The organism is Paraburkholderia solitsugae (genome assembly GCF_013177695.1).
Lineage (GTDB): Bacteria > Pseudomonadota > Gammaproteobacteria > Burkholderiales > Burkholderiaceae > Paraburkholderia > Paraburkholderia solitsugae.
Genome location: NZ_WOEY01000166.1, coordinates 127,384 through 143,567, shown reverse-complemented (window position 1 = coordinate 143,567; position 16,184 = coordinate 127,384). Strand labels below are relative to the sequence as shown.

General features: G+C 60.9%; 15 protein-coding genes and 1 riboswitch. Of the genes, 10 read left to right on the top strand and 5 right to left on the bottom strand.

What is annotated here, in order from left to right; translation table 11 throughout:
- Positions 1-5: 5 nt before the first annotated feature.
- Positions 6-899 (bottom strand): LysR family transcriptional regulator, encoded by an 894-nt coding sequence (locus tag GNZ12_RS41340; protein ID WP_172318363.1) that lies wholly within the window; start codon positions 897-899, stop codon positions 6-8.
- A gap of 110 nt (positions 900-1,009) precedes the next feature.
- Between GNZ12_RS41340 and metE (GNZ12_RS41335) the strand changes: the two genes are divergently transcribed.
- Positions 1,010-3,301 (top strand): 5-methyltetrahydropteroyltriglutamate--homocysteine S-methyltransferase, encoded by a 2,292-nt coding sequence (gene metE, locus GNZ12_RS41335; RefSeq protein ID WP_172318361.1) that lies wholly within the window; start codon positions 1,010-1,012, stop codon positions 3,299-3,301.
- A gap of 51 nt (positions 3,302-3,352) precedes the next feature.
- Here the strand turns inward: metE (GNZ12_RS41335) and cobF are convergent, their stop codons facing one another.
- On the bottom strand, positions 3,353-4,117 hold the full coding sequence (gene cobF, locus GNZ12_RS41330; protein WP_172318359.1) for a precorrin-6A synthase (deacetylating): 765 nt from the start codon (positions 4,115-4,117) through the stop codon (positions 3,353-3,355).
- Positions 4,118-4,149: 32 nt separating this feature from the next.
- Positions 4,150-5,073: a LysR family transcriptional regulator gene (locus GNZ12_RS41325; RefSeq protein ID WP_172318357.1), complete on the bottom strand. Its 924-nt coding sequence runs from the start codon at positions 5,071-5,073 to the stop codon at positions 4,150-4,152.
- Positions 5,074-5,216: 143 nt separating this feature from the next.
- Here GNZ12_RS41325 and metE (GNZ12_RS41320) point away from each other — a divergent pair, with 143 nt between their 5' ends.
- The 3 genes from metE (GNZ12_RS41320) to GNZ12_RS41310 all read left to right on the top strand — a co-directional run bounded on the left by metE (GNZ12_RS41320) (position 5,217) and on the right by GNZ12_RS41310 (position 10,051).
- The gene (metE, locus tag GNZ12_RS41320) at positions 5,217-7,565 is read left to right on the top strand and encodes a 5-methyltetrahydropteroyltriglutamate--homocysteine S-methyltransferase (RefSeq protein ID WP_172318355.1); all 2,349 of its coding nucleotides are present in this window, start codon (positions 5,217-5,219) and stop codon (positions 7,563-7,565) included.
- 34 nt (positions 7,566-7,599) lie between these two features.
- A riboswitch (cobalamin riboswitch) is annotated at positions 7,600-7,796 on the top strand.
- Positions 7,797-7,885: 89 nt separating this feature from the next.
- Positions 7,886-8,053: a hypothetical protein gene (locus tag GNZ12_RS41315; protein WP_172318353.1), complete on the top strand. Its 168-nt coding sequence runs from the start codon at positions 7,886-7,888 to the stop codon at positions 8,051-8,053.
- 66 nt (positions 8,054-8,119) lie between these two features.
- On the top strand, positions 8,120-10,051 hold the full coding sequence (locus tag GNZ12_RS41310; RefSeq protein ID WP_172318351.1) for a TonB-dependent receptor domain-containing protein: 1,932 nt from the start codon (positions 8,120-8,122) through the stop codon (positions 10,049-10,051).
- A gap of 55 nt (positions 10,052-10,106) precedes the next feature.
- Here the strand turns inward: GNZ12_RS41310 and GNZ12_RS41305 are convergent, their stop codons facing one another.
- Together GNZ12_RS41305 and GNZ12_RS41300 are read right to left on the bottom strand one after the other, a co-directional pair.
- Positions 10,107-10,514, bottom strand: coding sequence for an ACT domain-containing protein (locus tag GNZ12_RS41305; protein ID WP_172318350.1), 408 nt, complete (start codon positions 10,512-10,514; stop codon positions 10,107-10,109).
- A gap of 101 nt (positions 10,515-10,615) precedes the next feature.
- Entirely contained in the window at positions 10,616-10,852 is a 237-nt protein-coding gene (locus GNZ12_RS41300) for a hypothetical protein (protein ID WP_172318173.1), read from the bottom strand.
- 241 nt (positions 10,853-11,093) lie between these two features.
- On the opposite strand from GNZ12_RS41300, the gene GNZ12_RS41295 reads away from it, so the two are divergent.
- The 6 genes from GNZ12_RS41295 (at position 11,094) to hutC (ending at position 16,183) form a co-directional block, all read left to right on the top strand.
- Entirely contained in the window at positions 11,094-11,918 is an 825-nt protein-coding gene (locus GNZ12_RS41295; protein WP_172318349.1) for a transporter substrate-binding domain-containing protein, read from the top strand.
- 92 nt (positions 11,919-12,010) lie between these two features.
- A complete protein-coding gene (locus tag GNZ12_RS41290; RefSeq protein WP_172318347.1) occupies positions 12,011-12,658 on the top strand; it encodes an amino acid ABC transporter permease in 648 nt (215 codons plus the stop codon).
- A 9-nt stretch (positions 12,659-12,667) separates the two neighbouring features.
- Positions 12,668-13,330, top strand: a complete 663-nt coding sequence (locus tag GNZ12_RS41285) for an amino acid ABC transporter permease (RefSeq protein ID WP_172318345.1) — start codon at positions 12,668-12,670, stop codon at positions 13,328-13,330.
- 15 nt (positions 13,331-13,345) lie between these two features.
- Complete coding sequence (locus GNZ12_RS41280; protein WP_172318343.1) at positions 13,346-14,209, top strand: amino acid ABC transporter ATP-binding protein; 864 nt, start codon at positions 13,346-13,348, stop codon at positions 14,207-14,209.
- On the top strand, positions 14,206-15,357 hold the full coding sequence (gene hisC / locus GNZ12_RS41275; protein ID WP_172318341.1) for a histidinol-phosphate transaminase: 1,152 nt from the start codon (positions 14,206-14,208) through the stop codon (positions 15,355-15,357). The genes GNZ12_RS41280 and hisC overlap by 4 nt, the downstream gene beginning before the upstream one ends.
- A gap of 109 nt (positions 15,358-15,466) precedes the next feature.
- Positions 15,467-16,183 carry a histidine utilization repressor gene (gene hutC / locus GNZ12_RS41270; RefSeq protein ID WP_172318429.1) on the top strand — a complete coding sequence of 239 codons (717 nt, stop codon included), beginning with the start codon at positions 15,467-15,469 and terminating at the stop codon, positions 16,181-16,183.
- The last annotated feature ends 1 nt before the right edge of the window (position 16,184 follow it).

Here is a 16,184-nt window from a genome sequence, read left to right as displayed (position 1 = left end):
GATGTTCAGTTGCGCAAACTGAGCTTGCGAGCCAGGTCAACAAAGGCCTTGAGGTAGTCAATTTCAGTGTCTGTCTCGCGCGCGCCCAGGAAAATCTGCTTGGCGATGCCCTTTCGCCCCAGACGTACCGGCACGACGTTCATCTTGCCGGCATACTCTTCCACCAGCCAGCGCGGCAGCGCCGCGACGCCCCTGCCGCTTGCCACCATCTGCAGCATGATATCGGTGGTCTCGATCACCTTGTGGCGCCGTGGCGTGACACCAGCCGGCATCAAAAACTGATTGTAGATATCGAGCCTGTCGGTCTCCACCGGATACGTGACCAACACCTCCTGCGTCAACTGGTCCGGCTTCACATAGTCGACGGTGGCCAGCGGGTGCTCGCGGTTCACCACCAGTACCTGCTCGTAGTCGAACACCGGTTCGAAGCGCAAGCCCGGTTTGTAGAGCGGATCAGGCGTCACAAGCAGGTCGATCTCATAGCCGAACAACGCGCCGATTCCGCCAAACTGGAATTTCTGCTTGACGTCGACATCCACGTCCGGCCAGCGCGCAAGATAGGGTGAGACCACCTTGAGCAACCACTGGTAGCAGGGATGGCATTCCATACCGATGCGCAGCGCGCCGCGCTCACCCTGCGCGTACTGGCCAAGGCGCTCTTCGGCGAGCGCCAGTTGCGGTAACACGCGATTGGCAACGGCAAGCAGGTATTGACCGGCCTGAGTCAAGCGCAGGCTGCGCCCCTCGCGCAACCAGACGTCGGCACCCAGTTGCTGCTCCAGCTTCTTCATGGAGTGGCTCAGTGCGGATTGCGTCACGCACAGAATGTCCGCCGCCGCGGTAAGGGAGCCGTGCTTGTCCACCGCCTGGACGATGGCCAGATGAATTCTCTCAAGCATGATCGTACATGAGCAAAACTAATGGTTTGTTGAATTAACACCATTTTACTTCATAAGTCGCCTTCGATACGATCCACGGATCCGCAACCTGACCGAATCAAGGCGACACGATGGCAACGACACACAATCTGGGCTTCCCCCGCATCGGCGCGAAGCGCGAACTGAAATTCGCACTCGAGTCTTACTGGAAAGGCGAGTCCTCGCTCGGCGAACTTAAAGCGTTGGGCGCCCAGTTGCGCCAGCGTCACTGGGCACACCAGGCCGATCTGGGTCTGGCCGCCGTGAGCGATTTCGCCTTCTACGACCAGGTGCTGGACATGAGCTTCACGCTGGGAAACTTGCCGGAACGTGTGCAGGGCTTCCACGGCGATACGCTCGACAACACCTTCCGCGTCGCCCGCGGTCGTTCGGCCAAGGGTGCCGAGGACCACAGCGCGTGCTGCGGTGGCGTCGCTGCCGGCGAGATGACCAAGTGGTTCGACACCAACTATCACTACATCGTCCCCGAATTCAGCGCTAGCACCGAATTCAAACTCGACCCGTCGCGCCTGCTGGAACAACTGGCTGAGGCCAAGGCACAAGGCGTCAAGGCCAAGCCGGTGATCGTCGGCCCCGTGACCTATCTGGCGCTCGGCAAGGCCAAGGACGACTCCGACAAGCTGGCTCTGCTGCCGCGCCTGCTGCCGGTCTACGCTGAACTGCTGGCCACGCTGGCAGCGCAAGGCGTCGAATGGGCCCAGATCGACGAGCCGATCCTCGTTACCGAACTGTCCGCTGAATGGCAACAAGCGACCGTCACCGCGTACGAGGCGCTCGCGAACAGCAAGGTGAAGCTGTTGCTGGCGACGTACTTCGGCCAGTTGCTGGACAACCTGTCACTCGCGTGCAAACTGCCGGTACAAGGCCTGCATCTGGATGCAATCAATGCCCGCGCTGAAGTCGATGCGGTGATTGCACAATTGCCTCAGGACCGCGTGCTGTCACTCGGCGTGATCAATGGCCGCAACATCTGGAAGACGGACCTCAACGGCGTGCTGGACTGGCTCGAACCGGTCGCAAAGCAACTGGGCGGGCGCCTCTGGATCGCACCGTCGTGCTCGCTGCTGCATGTACCGGTGGATCTGGACAGCGAACAGAAGCTGGATGCGGAAGTCCGCTCGTGGCTCGCCTTCGCACTGCAAAAGCTGGGCGAACTGAAAGTGCTGGCGACCGCCCTGAACAACGGCCGCGACGCCGTCAAGGCAGAGCTGGCTGCTAACGGTGCCGCTATTGCCGCCCGCCGTGCGTCACCGCGTGTGAACAACCCGGTAGTCAAGGCTGCCCTCGCGAAGATCAACCCGGCCCTGGGTCAACGCAAGAACGCCTATCCGGCGCGTGCCGACAAGCAAACTGCACGGTTGAAGCTGCCGGCTTACCCGACCACGACCATCGGCTCGTTCCCGCAGACCGGCGAGATCCGCCATGCGCGCAGCCAGTTCAAGAGCGGTGCGTTGGACGAAGCCGGTTACAAGGCTGCGATGCGCGCCGAGATCGAACGCAGCGTGCGCGAACAGGAAGCGCTGGGTCTGGACGTGCTGGTGCACGGTGAAGCCGAGCGTAACGACATGGTGGAATACTTCGGCGAACAGCTCGATGGCTACGCCTTCAGCCAGTTCGGCTGGGTGCAGTCGTATGGCTCGCGTTGCGTGAAGCCGCCTATCCTGTTCGGCGACATCAGCCGCCCGAAGGCCATGACCGTCGAATGGATCAAGTACGCCCAGTCGCTCACCAACAAGCCGATGAAGGGCATGTTGACCGGCCCGGTCACGATTCTGAACTGGTCCTTCGTGCGCGACGACCAACCGCGTTCGGTGTCGTGCTATCAGCTCGCGCTGGCGATCCGCGAAGAAGTGCTGGACCTCGAGAAGGCTGGCGTGCGTGTCATCCAGATCGACGAAGCGGCGTTGCGCGAAGGTCTGCCGCTGCGCAAGTCGCAATGGCAGGAATACCTGGACTGGGCCGTGACGTCGTTCCGGATCACCGCCAATGGCGTGGATGACGAGACGCAGATCCACACGCATATGTGCTATTCGGAGTTCAACGACATCATCGCCTCGATCGCCGACATGGACGCCGACGTGATCACCATCGAGACCTCGCGCTCGGATATGGAGTTGCTGGACGCGTTCGACAACTTCAACTATCCGAACGAGATCGGCCCGGGCGTGTACGACATTCACTCGCCGAACATCCCGACCGAAGAGCACATCGTTCAGCTGATGAAGAAAGCCGCTGAACGCATTCCGGCGCAGCGCCTGTGGGTGAACCCGGACTGCGGCCTGAAGACGCGTCAGTGGGAAGAAGTCATTCCGGCATTGATCAACATGGTGGCGGCGGCCAAGACGCTGCGCGCTTCCGCCTAAGGTCCAGTACGCCCCCAATGCCGTGCGGCTTGCCCAGCGCACGGCTACGCGTCACACGCCGCCACGCTTACGCAGCAGATAGGTATCCATTATCCAGCCATGGGTGCGGCGAGCCTCGGCCCTGACGCGTTCGATGTCATCCATGACGTCTCGCAGCTTGCCTGAAATGAGAATTTCGTCGGGCGTTCCCACGTACGCCCCCCAGTAGATGTCCAGATCTTCATCCGCGAGGTGCCGGTAGGCATTCTGCGAGTCCAGCATCACGACGACGCTGTCGACATTGCTCGGAAACCCTTCGGCAATCCCCCGGCCATTCGTGATCTCGATCGAGCGGCCGATGTGATTCAATGGCACTCTGTGCCGGGCCGCCAGCGCCTGCACACTGCTGATGCCCGGAATGACCTCGTAGTCGAATTCATGTTTTCCGCCTGCCACGATGGCATCGAGGATACGTATCGTGCTGTCGTAAAGCGACGGGTCGCCCCACACGAGGAACGCGCCGCACTCGCCATCGCTCAGTTCATCTGAAATGAGCCGTTCAAATACGCGTTGCTTATCGCGGTTCAGGTCTTCAACGGCAGTCAGATAATCGGCGACGTCTCGCCTGCGTTCAGGACTCGTTGCCTCGACGATCCGATAGCCATCATCCTTGACATAGCGCTCGATGATGTCCTTGCGAAGCGCAACCAGCTTCTCCTTCGCAACCCCCTTATCCATCACGAAGAACACGTCGACCTCATTGAGCGCGTTGATTGCCTGAACGGTGAGGTACTCCGGGTTCCCCGCACCGATCCCGATGATCAGAATTTTTTTCATACTGCACACTCCTGGTTACTTGACGCCGGTGTTCAATCGCTATCGGACAGCAGTTCGATGCCGTCCAGTTGCGCCGCGCAAATGTCGCGGACGATCCGGACAAAATCATCGAAATAGGGGCGACCCGCAATGCCTTTCGGCGCTATCGCATAGAGTTCGCTCCACAGCCCGCCCGTGCCGACCCGTTTGGCGACCACATAGTCATGGTCGACATAGTTCTTGACGCCCCAGTTCGGCAGCGCAGCGATGCCCCGGCGGCTCGCCACGAGTTGCATGATCGCTATGGTCAACTCCGCCGTGCGGCGCTCGAGCTTGATGCCGGACGGCTCCAGCACTTCGCGAATCAGGTCGATGCGTGATTCCGGCACCGGATAGGTGATCAGCGTCTCACCGCGCAAATCCTCCGGCCCGACACGCCGCTTGTTCCGCAGACGATGCTCATTGGCCATCACCACCTGAATTTCAAAGCGGAACAGCGGCGCGATATGCAGATTGCGCCGGGTGGACGGCTTTGAGCCGATGACGACGTCCGCCTTGCCATCGTTCAGCAGCCTCATCGGCTCGGCATGAAAGCCGGCGACCAGATCGACTTCCACCTCCGGCCAACGGCGGCGAAACTCATCCATCACCGGCATGAGCCAGTCAAAACAGGTATGGCACTCGAGCACGATCCGAAGCTCGCCCCGTACATCGCCCTTGAGCCGGACCAGATCCCGTTCAGCCGCAGCGACCGCCGCGATCGATTCACGCGCCAGCGCCAATAGCCGCTCGCCCGCCGCGGTAAAACGCAGGCCCTGGCGGGTCCGCTCGAACAGGGACACCTCGTAATGGGCCTCCATATCGCGGATCTGGTGCGAAAGCGCGGACTGGCTCAGATTGACCCGCTCAGCGGCGGCGACCAGCTTGCCGGAATCGGCGATGGCAACGAGCGAACGAAGATGGCGCAGTTCAAGCATGGCGGGGCCGGCGCTGAGAAACGCGGTGAAAGACAGCGTGAATCGCTTTGATATGAATGTGGCTCATACGGTAATGAAAACATGTCGCTTGTTGAATCATAGCGTGACTCTCACACTGCGGGCTATTCAAGCAAGGATTGTTCATGGCCCGCACTCACATCTCTGGTTTTCCGCGCATCGGCGCGCAGCGCGAACTGAAGTTCGCACAGGAATCGTTCTGGCGCGGAGAGTCCGACGATGCCTATCTCAAGGGCATCGCGAAAGAACTTCGCATCCGGCACTGGGAATTGCAACGCGCGGCGAAGCTGGATTTTGTCGCCGTCGGCGACTTCGCTTACTACGATCAGATGCTGAACCTGAGCGCGCTGCTCGGCGCGCTGCCGGAGCGCTTCGGGTTCGAACCGGCGAGGCTTTCGCTGACGCAGTACTACGAACTCGCTCGGGGTAACAAAGCCCAGCCGGCCATGGAAATGACCAAGTGGTTCGACACCAACTACCACTACCTGGTACCGGAGTTGGGACCCGATACGACCTTCAATGGCGGAGTCGACTGGTTCTTTGACGAAATCGACGAGGCACTCGCGTTGAATCTGCCGGTCAAGCCGGTGTTGATCGGGCCGATCACCTACTTGTGGCTGTCCAAGAGTCCTGTTCCGGGCTTTGACCGTCTGTCGCTGTTGCCGAAGCTGGTGATCCGCTACATGCGCATTCTCGACACACTCAAACAACGCGGCATCGAATGGGTTCAACTCGACGAGCCGGCCTTGTGCCTCGACCTCAACGGGGAATGGCTCGAGGCATTCTCGGCAGCGTACGACGTGCTGGGCGTCTCGGGCGTCAAGGTTTTGCTAGGGACCTATTTCGACACGGCGGCCGATCACGCGCCGCGGGTGTCGCAACTTCCCGCACACGGTGTCCACATCGATCTGATCAGGGCTCCGCAACAGCTCGACGTATGGCGAAGCGCGCTGCCCGCCGACAAAGTGCTATCGGCAGGTGTGATCGACGGCCGGAACATCTGGCGCGCGGATCTGGGCGAAATCGTCGGCTCGCTGGATGCGCTGCACGCGGAACGCGGTGAGCGCCTCTGGATCGCACCGTCATGCTCGCTCCTTCACGTGCCGGTCACGCTAGCCTCCGAAACAAGACTCGGCGCCGAGCTTAAGTCATGGCTCGCCTTTGCGACCGAGAAACTCAACGAGCTCAGCACGATTGCGCTCGCGCTCCGCGACCCGGTTGCTGCTGAGCCGGCGCTCGCTGCGGCAGATGCCGCGCTCGACGCACGACGTGCCTCGGGCGCTGTCATGAACGTCCTCGTTCAAAGAAAGGTGGCGAGCATCACCGATGCGATGGCGAGCCGCAAGAGCCCCTTCACTGTCCGCAGCCGTGTGCAGCGGCACTCACTGAAGCTCCCGCTGTTACCGACCACCACGATCGGCTCGTTTCCGCAAACACCGGCCATCCGGCAAGCTCGCGCCGCGTACAAGCGGGGCGAGAAGCGAGCACTCGATTACCTTGAACGGATGCGCGCCGAAACGGCAAGCGTGATTCGCAAGCAGGAGGAACTCGGACTCGATGTGCTCGTGCATGGTGAAGTGGAGCGCAACGACATGGTTGAATTCTTTGCCGATAAGCTCTGGGGCTTCGCGTTCACGGAAAACGGCTGGGTCCAGAACTACGGCTCACAGTGCGTCAAACCGCCGATCATCTACGGTGACGTCTATCGGCCTGAACCCATGATGGTGGACGCCGCCTGCCACGCGCAGTCTCTGACGGAACGCCTGGTGAAAGGGGTGTTGACCGGACCGGTGACGATGCTCGAATGGTCATTTGTTCGCGATGACCAGCCCCGCTCGACCACGGCGCTGCAGTTGGCGCTCGTGATTCGCGACGAGGTGATCGACCTTGAAAAAGCCGGCATCAGGATCATCCAGATCGACGAACCCGCCTTCCGCGAAGGCTTGCCATTACGCCAGGAAGACTGGCCGGCGTATCTGGAATGGGCGGCGCGCGCGTTCAGGATTGCCGCGGGCGGTGTGTCCGACGCCACGCAGATTCATACGCACATGTGCTATTCGGAGTTCAACGACATTCTGCCTGCGATCGCCAATCTGGACGCGGACGTCATCACGATCGAAACCTCGCGCTCCTCAATGGAACTGCTCGACGGTTTTGTCGAGTTCGCCTATCCGAATGGCATCGGACCGGGCGTGTATGACACCCATTCGCCGCGTGTGCCGAGCGCCGATGCAATGCAGCAGTTGCTCGAACGAGCTTGCGAAGTGGTGCCGGCCGAACGGCTTTGGGTCAATCCAGACTGCGGCTTGAAGACACGCGGCTGGCCCGAGACAGAAGCCGCGTTGAACAATATGGTTCAGGCCGCGAAGACGTTGCGTCAGAAGCTTACTGAAAGCACTCAGTCATGCCATATCAATGCCTTAGGTGACAGAAACAACGAACCCGCACCAATAATGATGAGCAGCGCACCGTAAGCGCCGTGGTGGTTGACGGCAGCCACTACGCATCGGTACGCTTCGCGCTGATGGTTCCCGTCACCGGGATCAAAAGGGAACGCAGGACGAGCAGCCATGCTCCGAGTCTGCGGCTGCCCCCGCAACTGTACGCGGCGAGTCCGTGCCACTCATGACCACTGGAACACCGGGAAGGTCGGCACGTGACGTTGACCCGCGAGCCAGGAGACCTGCCATCAAACCGAGGTCTGCGCAGCCGCACCGGGGCGGGGTGTCCCGATGCGCAAGCACCGCCTATGCGGTCGCTCGTTGCAACGACAGCCCAAACCTCAGGATCTGTCATGTCCACTGCTGTTCAAACCGGTTCCCCACAGGAACCTTGCGCCGACGCGTCACCGGCATTTATAGCGTTCTCGCCGTTTTCAATATTGGCGCCTTGGATCTGGGCGTTCGTCATCTATGGCATGAAGCGTTATGACGAGCTGGAAGCCTATCCCGTCAAACGTTAGGCCTGGTGGCCGCAGCCAGGCTGCCCACTGTCTACAAGAATCTACAAGAACGCGCACATCCCCATCATGAAGTTCCGTCAATTCATCATCACCTCTGCCCTGACCGTCTCGGCGTGGCAGGTTGCACAGGCCGCGGACGACACGTCGTTGCCGCCGTCTGAGCAGGCGCCGGCGGAAACCACGCTGCCGAATATTCTCGTCACCGGCGACACACAACACCTGCCGCAATCGTTCGACCAACGCTTCGCCACGACTCAGGTCCTGACGCGGGCCGATCTCGAGCGTCTGTCACCCGCCGACCCGAGTATCACGCAAGCCCTCGCCACGCTGCCCGGCGTCACCGTTTCGCAAAACGGCGGCCCAGGCTCGGGCGCCTCGGTCAGTATCCGGGGTTCATCAGCCAATCAGGTCGCCGTGTTTATCGACGGTATCCGGATCGGTTCCGCGACCACCGGGATAGCCGAATGGGCGGATCTGCCGACCTCAGCGTTCGACCGCGTCGAGGTCATTTCGGGGCCGGCGGCCGCGTCGTTCGGTGCGGATGCGATGGGCGGCGTCGTGCAGTTGTTCACCAATCATGCATCCAATCAGCCGAACCGGACCACGGTCTCTGTAGGCGGCGGCTCGAACAAGACCTTCGATACGCAAATCCGCACGTCGGGCAGTATCCCGTCCACGGGTCCGCTTTCGGCACTGTCGGGACTGACCTACTCGCTCGGTCTGCACGACTACAACACCGCGGGGATCGATGCGACCCAGCCGTATGCCTATGGCCACGAGGACGGCCGCAATCCGTACCATGCGCAGGATGTGAATGCCCGCCTCGGCTATGCGCACGACAACTGGTCGCTCTCCACGTTCGCCCTGTACCACAGGTCCGATCTGTCTTACGACAATGCAGGCGGCAACGACCGGCAGGCCGATTATCAGTTGACGACGGGCGTCGCGTTTCATCTGGACATCACGCCGTCCACGCAGTTTGACCAATCGGTGGGCTACGCCACAGACCGCCAGTTCATCTACGCGAACGATCCGACCATTCCGAGCGATGAGTTCAACTCGACGCGCTTCAGCACGTCAACCTCGCTGACGCATCAGGAACGCGGGCTGACGCTGTTCAATCTGCCGCTGTCCGGAGAGACGAAACTCGCCTACGACTTTAGCCGTCAGTTGGCGTTCCTGCCGGTCGATGTCCCTCAAGGCTTGCCGGCGCGCAACGATTCGTCTGTCTCGCTCCATCAGTCAGCCACGCTCGGCGCACTGACGGTGTTCCTTGCGGGCCGCCATGAGATTGTTCAGGGCCAGACGGTCAATACCGGCAATGTCGCCGTGGCCTATGCGATCACGCCGGTTTATACGGCGCGACTCTCGTATGGCAATGCATTCCGCCTGCCGACTTTCAACGATCTGTACTATCCGGGCTACGCGAACCCGAACCTGGTGCCCGAGCGCAGCGACTCGATCGAGGCCGCACTGGATGCCTCGACGTCTTTCGGCACCTTCACGGCTGCCGTTTATGACACCCGGGTCCATGACCTCATCTCTTATAACTCCGCGACCTTTCTGCCCGTCAACATTGGGCGGGCGCACATCCAGGGTATCGATCTGTCATACAAGGGCACAATCGGAAAATCGACGCCGGTCAGTCTGGCGATCGGCATTCTGAATCCGCAGGACGTCACCGACCAGACGTGGCTTAACCGCCGCCCGCGCCAGACAGTCAGCCTGAGCGTCGATCACACGTGGGACGAGTTCCATCTGCACGCCCTCAGCACCGGCGTCTCTCTGCTTTACGGCGGATCGACCTTCGACGACCAGTTCAACACGACCTATCTGCCGTCGTATACAACGGTGGCACTGCGTGCCACCTACAAGGTCAATTCGCATCTCACCGTGTCCGCCAATCTGTCGAACCTCTTTAACCGGCAGTACGCCACCGCGTACGGTTACAACACGCTGGGCCGTACGGCATTCGGCAAGCTGGCTTATACGTTCTAAAACACATTGCCCTCCCGGTAGCGTGAGCGTCCGGGAGGGCACCATTTGCCAGTTGTTACGCGATGCCTCCATCCGTCTGCAACTGATGAAGTACCTGCATCGCCGTCTGTGCTGATTCGTGAGGAACGAAAATATGGTCGTGGTACGCGCCCGCCACCACGTTGCAACTGATGCCGGAATGACCCAAAGCGCTGGCGAATGCCGCAGTCAACCCCACCGCATCCAAAGCTGAATTCACGGTCAACGTAATCCAGGCGCATTTGAACAACACATTCAAACCGCTGATCGTCGCGTCCGTCTCGCTCGTAATGACCGACAAGCCCTCCGGCTCCCGGATTGACGCAACGATGACGGCTGGGTCAATGGCATGACCGTCCTTGAGCGAAGCAAACACAAACACACCCGGGTTGAGCACCGGCTCCAAAGTGTTCAATAAAACTGAAAGATCGGAAACTGGGTTCATGTAATCTCCTGTGCGCTACCGCCCCAATGACCCTTCCTGCGCGTCTTGGGTCGTGATTGTCGGCCAGTCAGTCCGATATGGCGATCAGAACAGAGCTAGCCTCATGTCGGCGGTGCCTCGTCTTTATATATCCGCTGCTCAAAGATTGCCCTCTGCTCGGCAGTCATGGCGCGACCTATCGTACTGCGCTTCCATCCGCGCGGGGGCGGCCACGTCGCGGCATGCTTCGTCCAATCCGTCATCGAGCGTTCACCGATCTCCGCGCCCATCCGCACACCCTCTTCGCCAAGCGCTTCACGTAGCGCTGCGAGCGTGTCATTGAACGCAGCATTGTTCATACAACGACTCCAACGAAACCATCTGAAAGTGGGTTTGAAAGGCATATGTAAACACTCATGGGGGTTCGATTACTGTGACAAGCTGTATATACCGCATAAATGTAAACCGCAACCATGGGTAAACGATGCTGAAAAACCAGGTATTTTTCAAAAAATCGCGGTATATACTGCGCCACATCGAACCGGCCGGCGCCGACGGGGCGACCTCTACAACGTTGTTCTATCCCTCAGGAGAAATCTCATGGTCAAGGTGGCAGGCTGGAAGAGTTGTGCGGTGACGTTGGCGTTGTGCGCGGCAAGCCTGTGCGCTCACGCGGACGACCTGGCCAACGTGCGCAAAGCCGGCGAACTGGTGGTCGGCACGGAGATGCAGTTCGCGCCGTTCGACTTTCTGGAGAACGGGCAGCAGGCCGGCTTCAACAAGGACCTGTTCGCTGAAATTGGCAAGGAACTGGGCGTGAAGGTGCGCTTCATCGACCTGCCGTGGCCGAGCGTGCTGCCCGGACTGGAAGCGCACAAATTCGACATGGTCGGCGGCCCGCTGACGGTGACGAAGGCGCGCGCGGACCGCTACGCCTATACCCTTCCGATCGCCGACGCGACCGATGCGCTGCTCAAGCGCACCGGCGACACGTCCCTCAAGCAGGCGTCGGATATCGCCGGCAAGACGGTTGGCGCGGGCAAGAGCACGGCACAGTACGAACAGCTGAAAACCTGGGCGGCGACGCTGCCCAAGCCGCCTGAAATCCGCGAGTACGTCGACTTCAATCAGGCTTACTCCGATCTCGCCGCTGGACGCATCGTCGCGGTGGCGAACTCGGTGACCAATATCGCCTATGTCGCCAAACAGCGGCCCGACACGTTCGCTGTCATGCAGCCGTCGTTCGGCGCGAAGGTCTACTACGCCTACTGCATGCGCAAGGATGAGGACAGCAAGACGCTGCTTGATGCGTTCGACGCCGCGCTTGTCAAGATGAACAAAGACGGACGTCTCGCGGCCTTGCAGAAGAAGTGGCTTGGCGTCGCAATGGACACGCCGGGCACGCTGCCTACGCCGAATTATTGAGCGAGCCACACCGGTCTTTGGACGTGTGCGGCGGTCCGACGCCGCACACGTCTGATTGACCTTACCGCCCACACACTTCGATGCTCCCAGCCATGTTCAGTCCGACTGTGTTTGCACAAGCTCTACCTCTGTTGCTACACGCGGCGATTGCCACCGTGCGAATCTCGCTCGCCGGTCTGGTGATCGGCTTTTTCCTGGCGCTCGGCGTGTGCGCCGCGCGACTTTCCGCTCACCCGGTCATGCGTGCGTGCGCCGGCGCCTACGTGTTCTTTTTCCGTGGCGTACCGCTGCTCGTGCAACTGCTTCTGGTGTACTACCTGCTGCCCTTTGTGGGCATCAACGTGCCGCCGCTGGTCGCGGCAATCAGCGCGGTCTCGTTGTGTTCCGCCTCGTACGTCGCGGAAATCCTCCGTGGCGGCTTTCTGAGCATTCCGCCCGGTCAGATGGAGGCCGCCCGCATGCTGGGCATCCGCCCGTTCGACATGCTGCGGCGCGTGCAGGTGCCACAGGCGTTCCGGCTCACCCTGCCCTCGCTCGCGAACGAGATGGTGCTGCTGATCAAGGCATCGTCGCTGATCTCCGTTGTCGGCGTCGCTGAAATCACTCGCACCGCTCAGAACATTGCCGCCGGGACCTATCGGCCACTTGAAGCGTATCTGGCTGCTGGTCTGATCTACTTGGTGATCAACGGCACGCTTGCGGCGCTTGCTCATCTGGCCGAACACCGACTACACGCATGAGGCCCTACGATGAAACAGTTCGATCCCACCGTCGTCACGCACAACCTTCAACCGATACTCTCCGGTCTCGCCTACACCATCGGCACATGGACTGCGGGCGTTCTCATCGGCATGTTCATCGGCTTCATGATCGCGGTCCTGCAATTGTTCGGCAGCCGCTGGTTACGTGCACTGCTGCGTGCCTATGTCGAGTTCTTCCGCGGCACGCCGTTTCTCATCCAGCTCTTTCTGCTCTACTACGGCGGTCCATCGTTTGGCCTGACACTCGAGCCGATGACGGCGGGTGTCATCGGGCTTGGTCTCTATAGCAGCGCCTATTTTGCAGAGGCGTTTCGCTCGGGATTCCGCTCGGTCCCGAAGGGCCATATCGAAGCGGCGCAATGCCTCGGGTTGTCCCGCCTGCAGACGGTATGGCGCGTTCAGCTCCCGCAGATGCTCGTGCTGATCGTGCCCGCACTCACCAATCTCACCATCGTGCTGAGCAAGGAAACCGCCGTCCTGTCGATCGTCACCGTACCCGAGCTCACCTTCGTACTGACGGGGATCGGCTCAGCGACGTTCGCCTTTATGGAAACCCTGCTCGTGCTGTGCGTCTGCTACCTCGCGTTGGTCGAAACAACGTCACGCGCCGGCGCATGGGCAGAGAAACGTCTTGCCCGTATTTACGCCTGACAGGGATCCCCAGCCATGAATGCCATTACTGATATGTCTACCAGTCCTATCCCGAACGCCACGCCTCCCACGCGCCAGCCCCTGATCCAGGTGCGTGAGCTCGGCAAGCAGTATGGCGAAATTGAAGTGTTACGCGGCGTCGACCTCGAAATCGCCAAATCCGAAGTGGTCTGCGTCATCGGGCCGTCCGGCTCGGGCAAAAGCACCTTGTTGCGCTGTATCGCGGCGCTGGAAACCTATGACCGGGGTGAAGTGCAGATCGAAGGCGAACTGCTCGGTTACACCGAACGCAACGGCCGCCGCGTGCGGGCCTCGCAGGGCGAGATCAACCGGGTACGGCGCAACGTCGGCATGGTGTTCCAGCAGTTCAACCTGTGGCCGCACATGACCGCGCTCGGCAACGTCATCGAGGCACTGCAGCGCGTGCGCGGCCAGTCGCGCGACGAAGCGAAGCGGCGCGGCATGGCGATGCTGGAGACCGTCGGTCTCGCCCACAAGGCCGATGCCTATCCGGCCAAGCTCTCGGGTGGCCAGCAGCAGCGCGTCGCCATCGCGCGCGCGCTGGCGATGGAACCGCACATCATGCTGTTCGACGAGCCCACCTCCGCGCTCGACCCCGAACTGGTGGGCGAAGTATTGCAGGTGATGAAACAGCTCGCGCGCGACGGTATGACGATGATGGTCGTCACCCATGAAATGGGTTTCGCCGCTCAGGTCGCCGACAAAGTGGTGTTCATCGATCAGGGCAAGATCGCCGTGCAGGGATCGCCGCAGCAGGTCTTTCACGATGCAGCCCAGCCGCGCCTGCGTCAGTTCCTGCAGAACTACTTTGACCGCAACGCGTTCTGGACGCGAAGCAACGACACGGAGACAGCATGACCCCTACCGATGCGCTCATTGGCGCCCTTCGCCCCGAAGTGCGTGCATTGCCTGCGTATAACGCGGGGTTGTCCGCGGCACATGTCCGCGAGCAGTTCGGTGTGACACGCATCGCCAAACTCGCCAGCAATGAAAATCCGTACGGTGCAAGCCCATGCGTTACCGATGCGCTGGCGCAGGCGCTGGCCGACGGCATCGCCGTTTATCCCGACCCAGCCTGCGGTTTGCTGCGGGCCGCACTGGCGGCCCGTCTTCCCGTCGATGCCGGCCAACTGGTGTTCGGCAACGGCTCCGAAGATCTCCTGTCCGTAGCGGCACACACGTTTCTTGCGCCCGGTGACGAGGTGGTCACCGTGGTGCCGTCGTTCGGACTGCACGTCATCTGCCCGCAAAGCGTCGGCGCTACCGTGACGACCGTTCCGATGCGCGGCTTCGAATTTGACGTTGACGCCCTTTGCGCGGCGCTCAAGCCCCACACCCGGATGCTGCTGGTGAGCAACCCGTCCAATCCTGTTGGCTGTGCGATGGACGGCGCGCAGATCAGGCGCCTGCGGTCCTGTGTGTCGCCCGGCACGCTGGTCGTCTGGGACGAAGCGTATTACGAGTATGCCGTCGCCACGCCGGGTTATGCGGACTGCCTGGCATTGCTGGCGGAATCCGGCTTGCCATGGCTCGTGCTGCGGACTTTCTCCAAAGCGTATGGGCTTGCTGGTCTGCGGATCGGGTATGGCATCGCATCGGACTGGCGGCTCGCCGATCTGATGAACCGGGTGCGTACGCCATTCAATATCAATCACCTCGCGCAGTGTGCCGCGGTTGCGGCCCTGTCCGACCCGGAGCACGTTGCCGCTAGCGTTGCGCACGTGAGCAGCGAACGCGAGGCAATGCGTGCATCGTTGCTCGCGCTCGGCTATCGGCCCGCGCGGTCTTGTGCGAATTTTCTGTTTTTCGATGCCTATGAGGATGCGGTCGCGCTGTCGCAGCGACTGTTACGTGAAGGCGTGATCGTCAAACCATGGCGAGAAAAAGGCTATGCGGACTGTCTGCGCGTCTCGATCGGCAGCCGCGACGACAACGATCTGTTTATCGAGGTGCTCACTAGTCTGGGCGCAGTACATAGCAGAGGATCACAAATTGAAATCCACTGAACGTAACTCACGCGCCTCAGTGAATGATGTGACAAACCAGGCGGGCGTGAATGGAAAACGCACAGTCCGGCGTACGCCAGCATTTGAAGTAACGGTCGAAGGGCCGACCATGGCCCGCTACGAGCGCGTCAAGACCTACATCCGGACCACTATCGACGCGGGCACATGGCGATCGGGCGATCGCATTCCATCCGAGCTAAGCCTGGTCGAAACACTCGGCGTGTCGCGCATGACGGTGAATCGCGCCTTGCGCGAACTGAGCGACGAAGGCCTGCTCACCCGGCTATCGGGCGTCGGCACGTTCGTCGCGGAGAGTAAGCCGCAATCCACGCTGCTGATGATCGCCCATATCGGCGACGAAATCCGCTCGCGTGGTCATGAGTACAGCTTCAAGACATTGCTGCAAAGACGGGAAACCGCGCCGGCCGTTGTATCGAACGCGCTGGGACTCGAGCCGGGCGCCTCGGTGTTCCACGTGATCTGCGTGCACCGGGAAAATGGCCTGCCGGTCCAGCTGGAAGATCGATATGTCAATCCTGCAGTGGCGCCGGCGTTTCTCGAACAGGACTTCAACAGCACACGCCCGTCTGCCTATCTGTACAGCACGGTGCCGCTGGATGAAATCGAACACGTCGTCGATGCGGGCCTTGTCACCGCCACTGAGGCACAACTGCTGGAAATATCCGACGAGGAGCCCTGCCTCACCCTGGTGCGGCGTACGTGGACGGGCGGTGTCGCCGTCACTTTCTCCCGGTTCGTCCATCCAGGGTCGCGCTACCGGCTTGGTTGCCGCTTTACCCCCGATGTCGCCCAGCGACAAGGCTAGC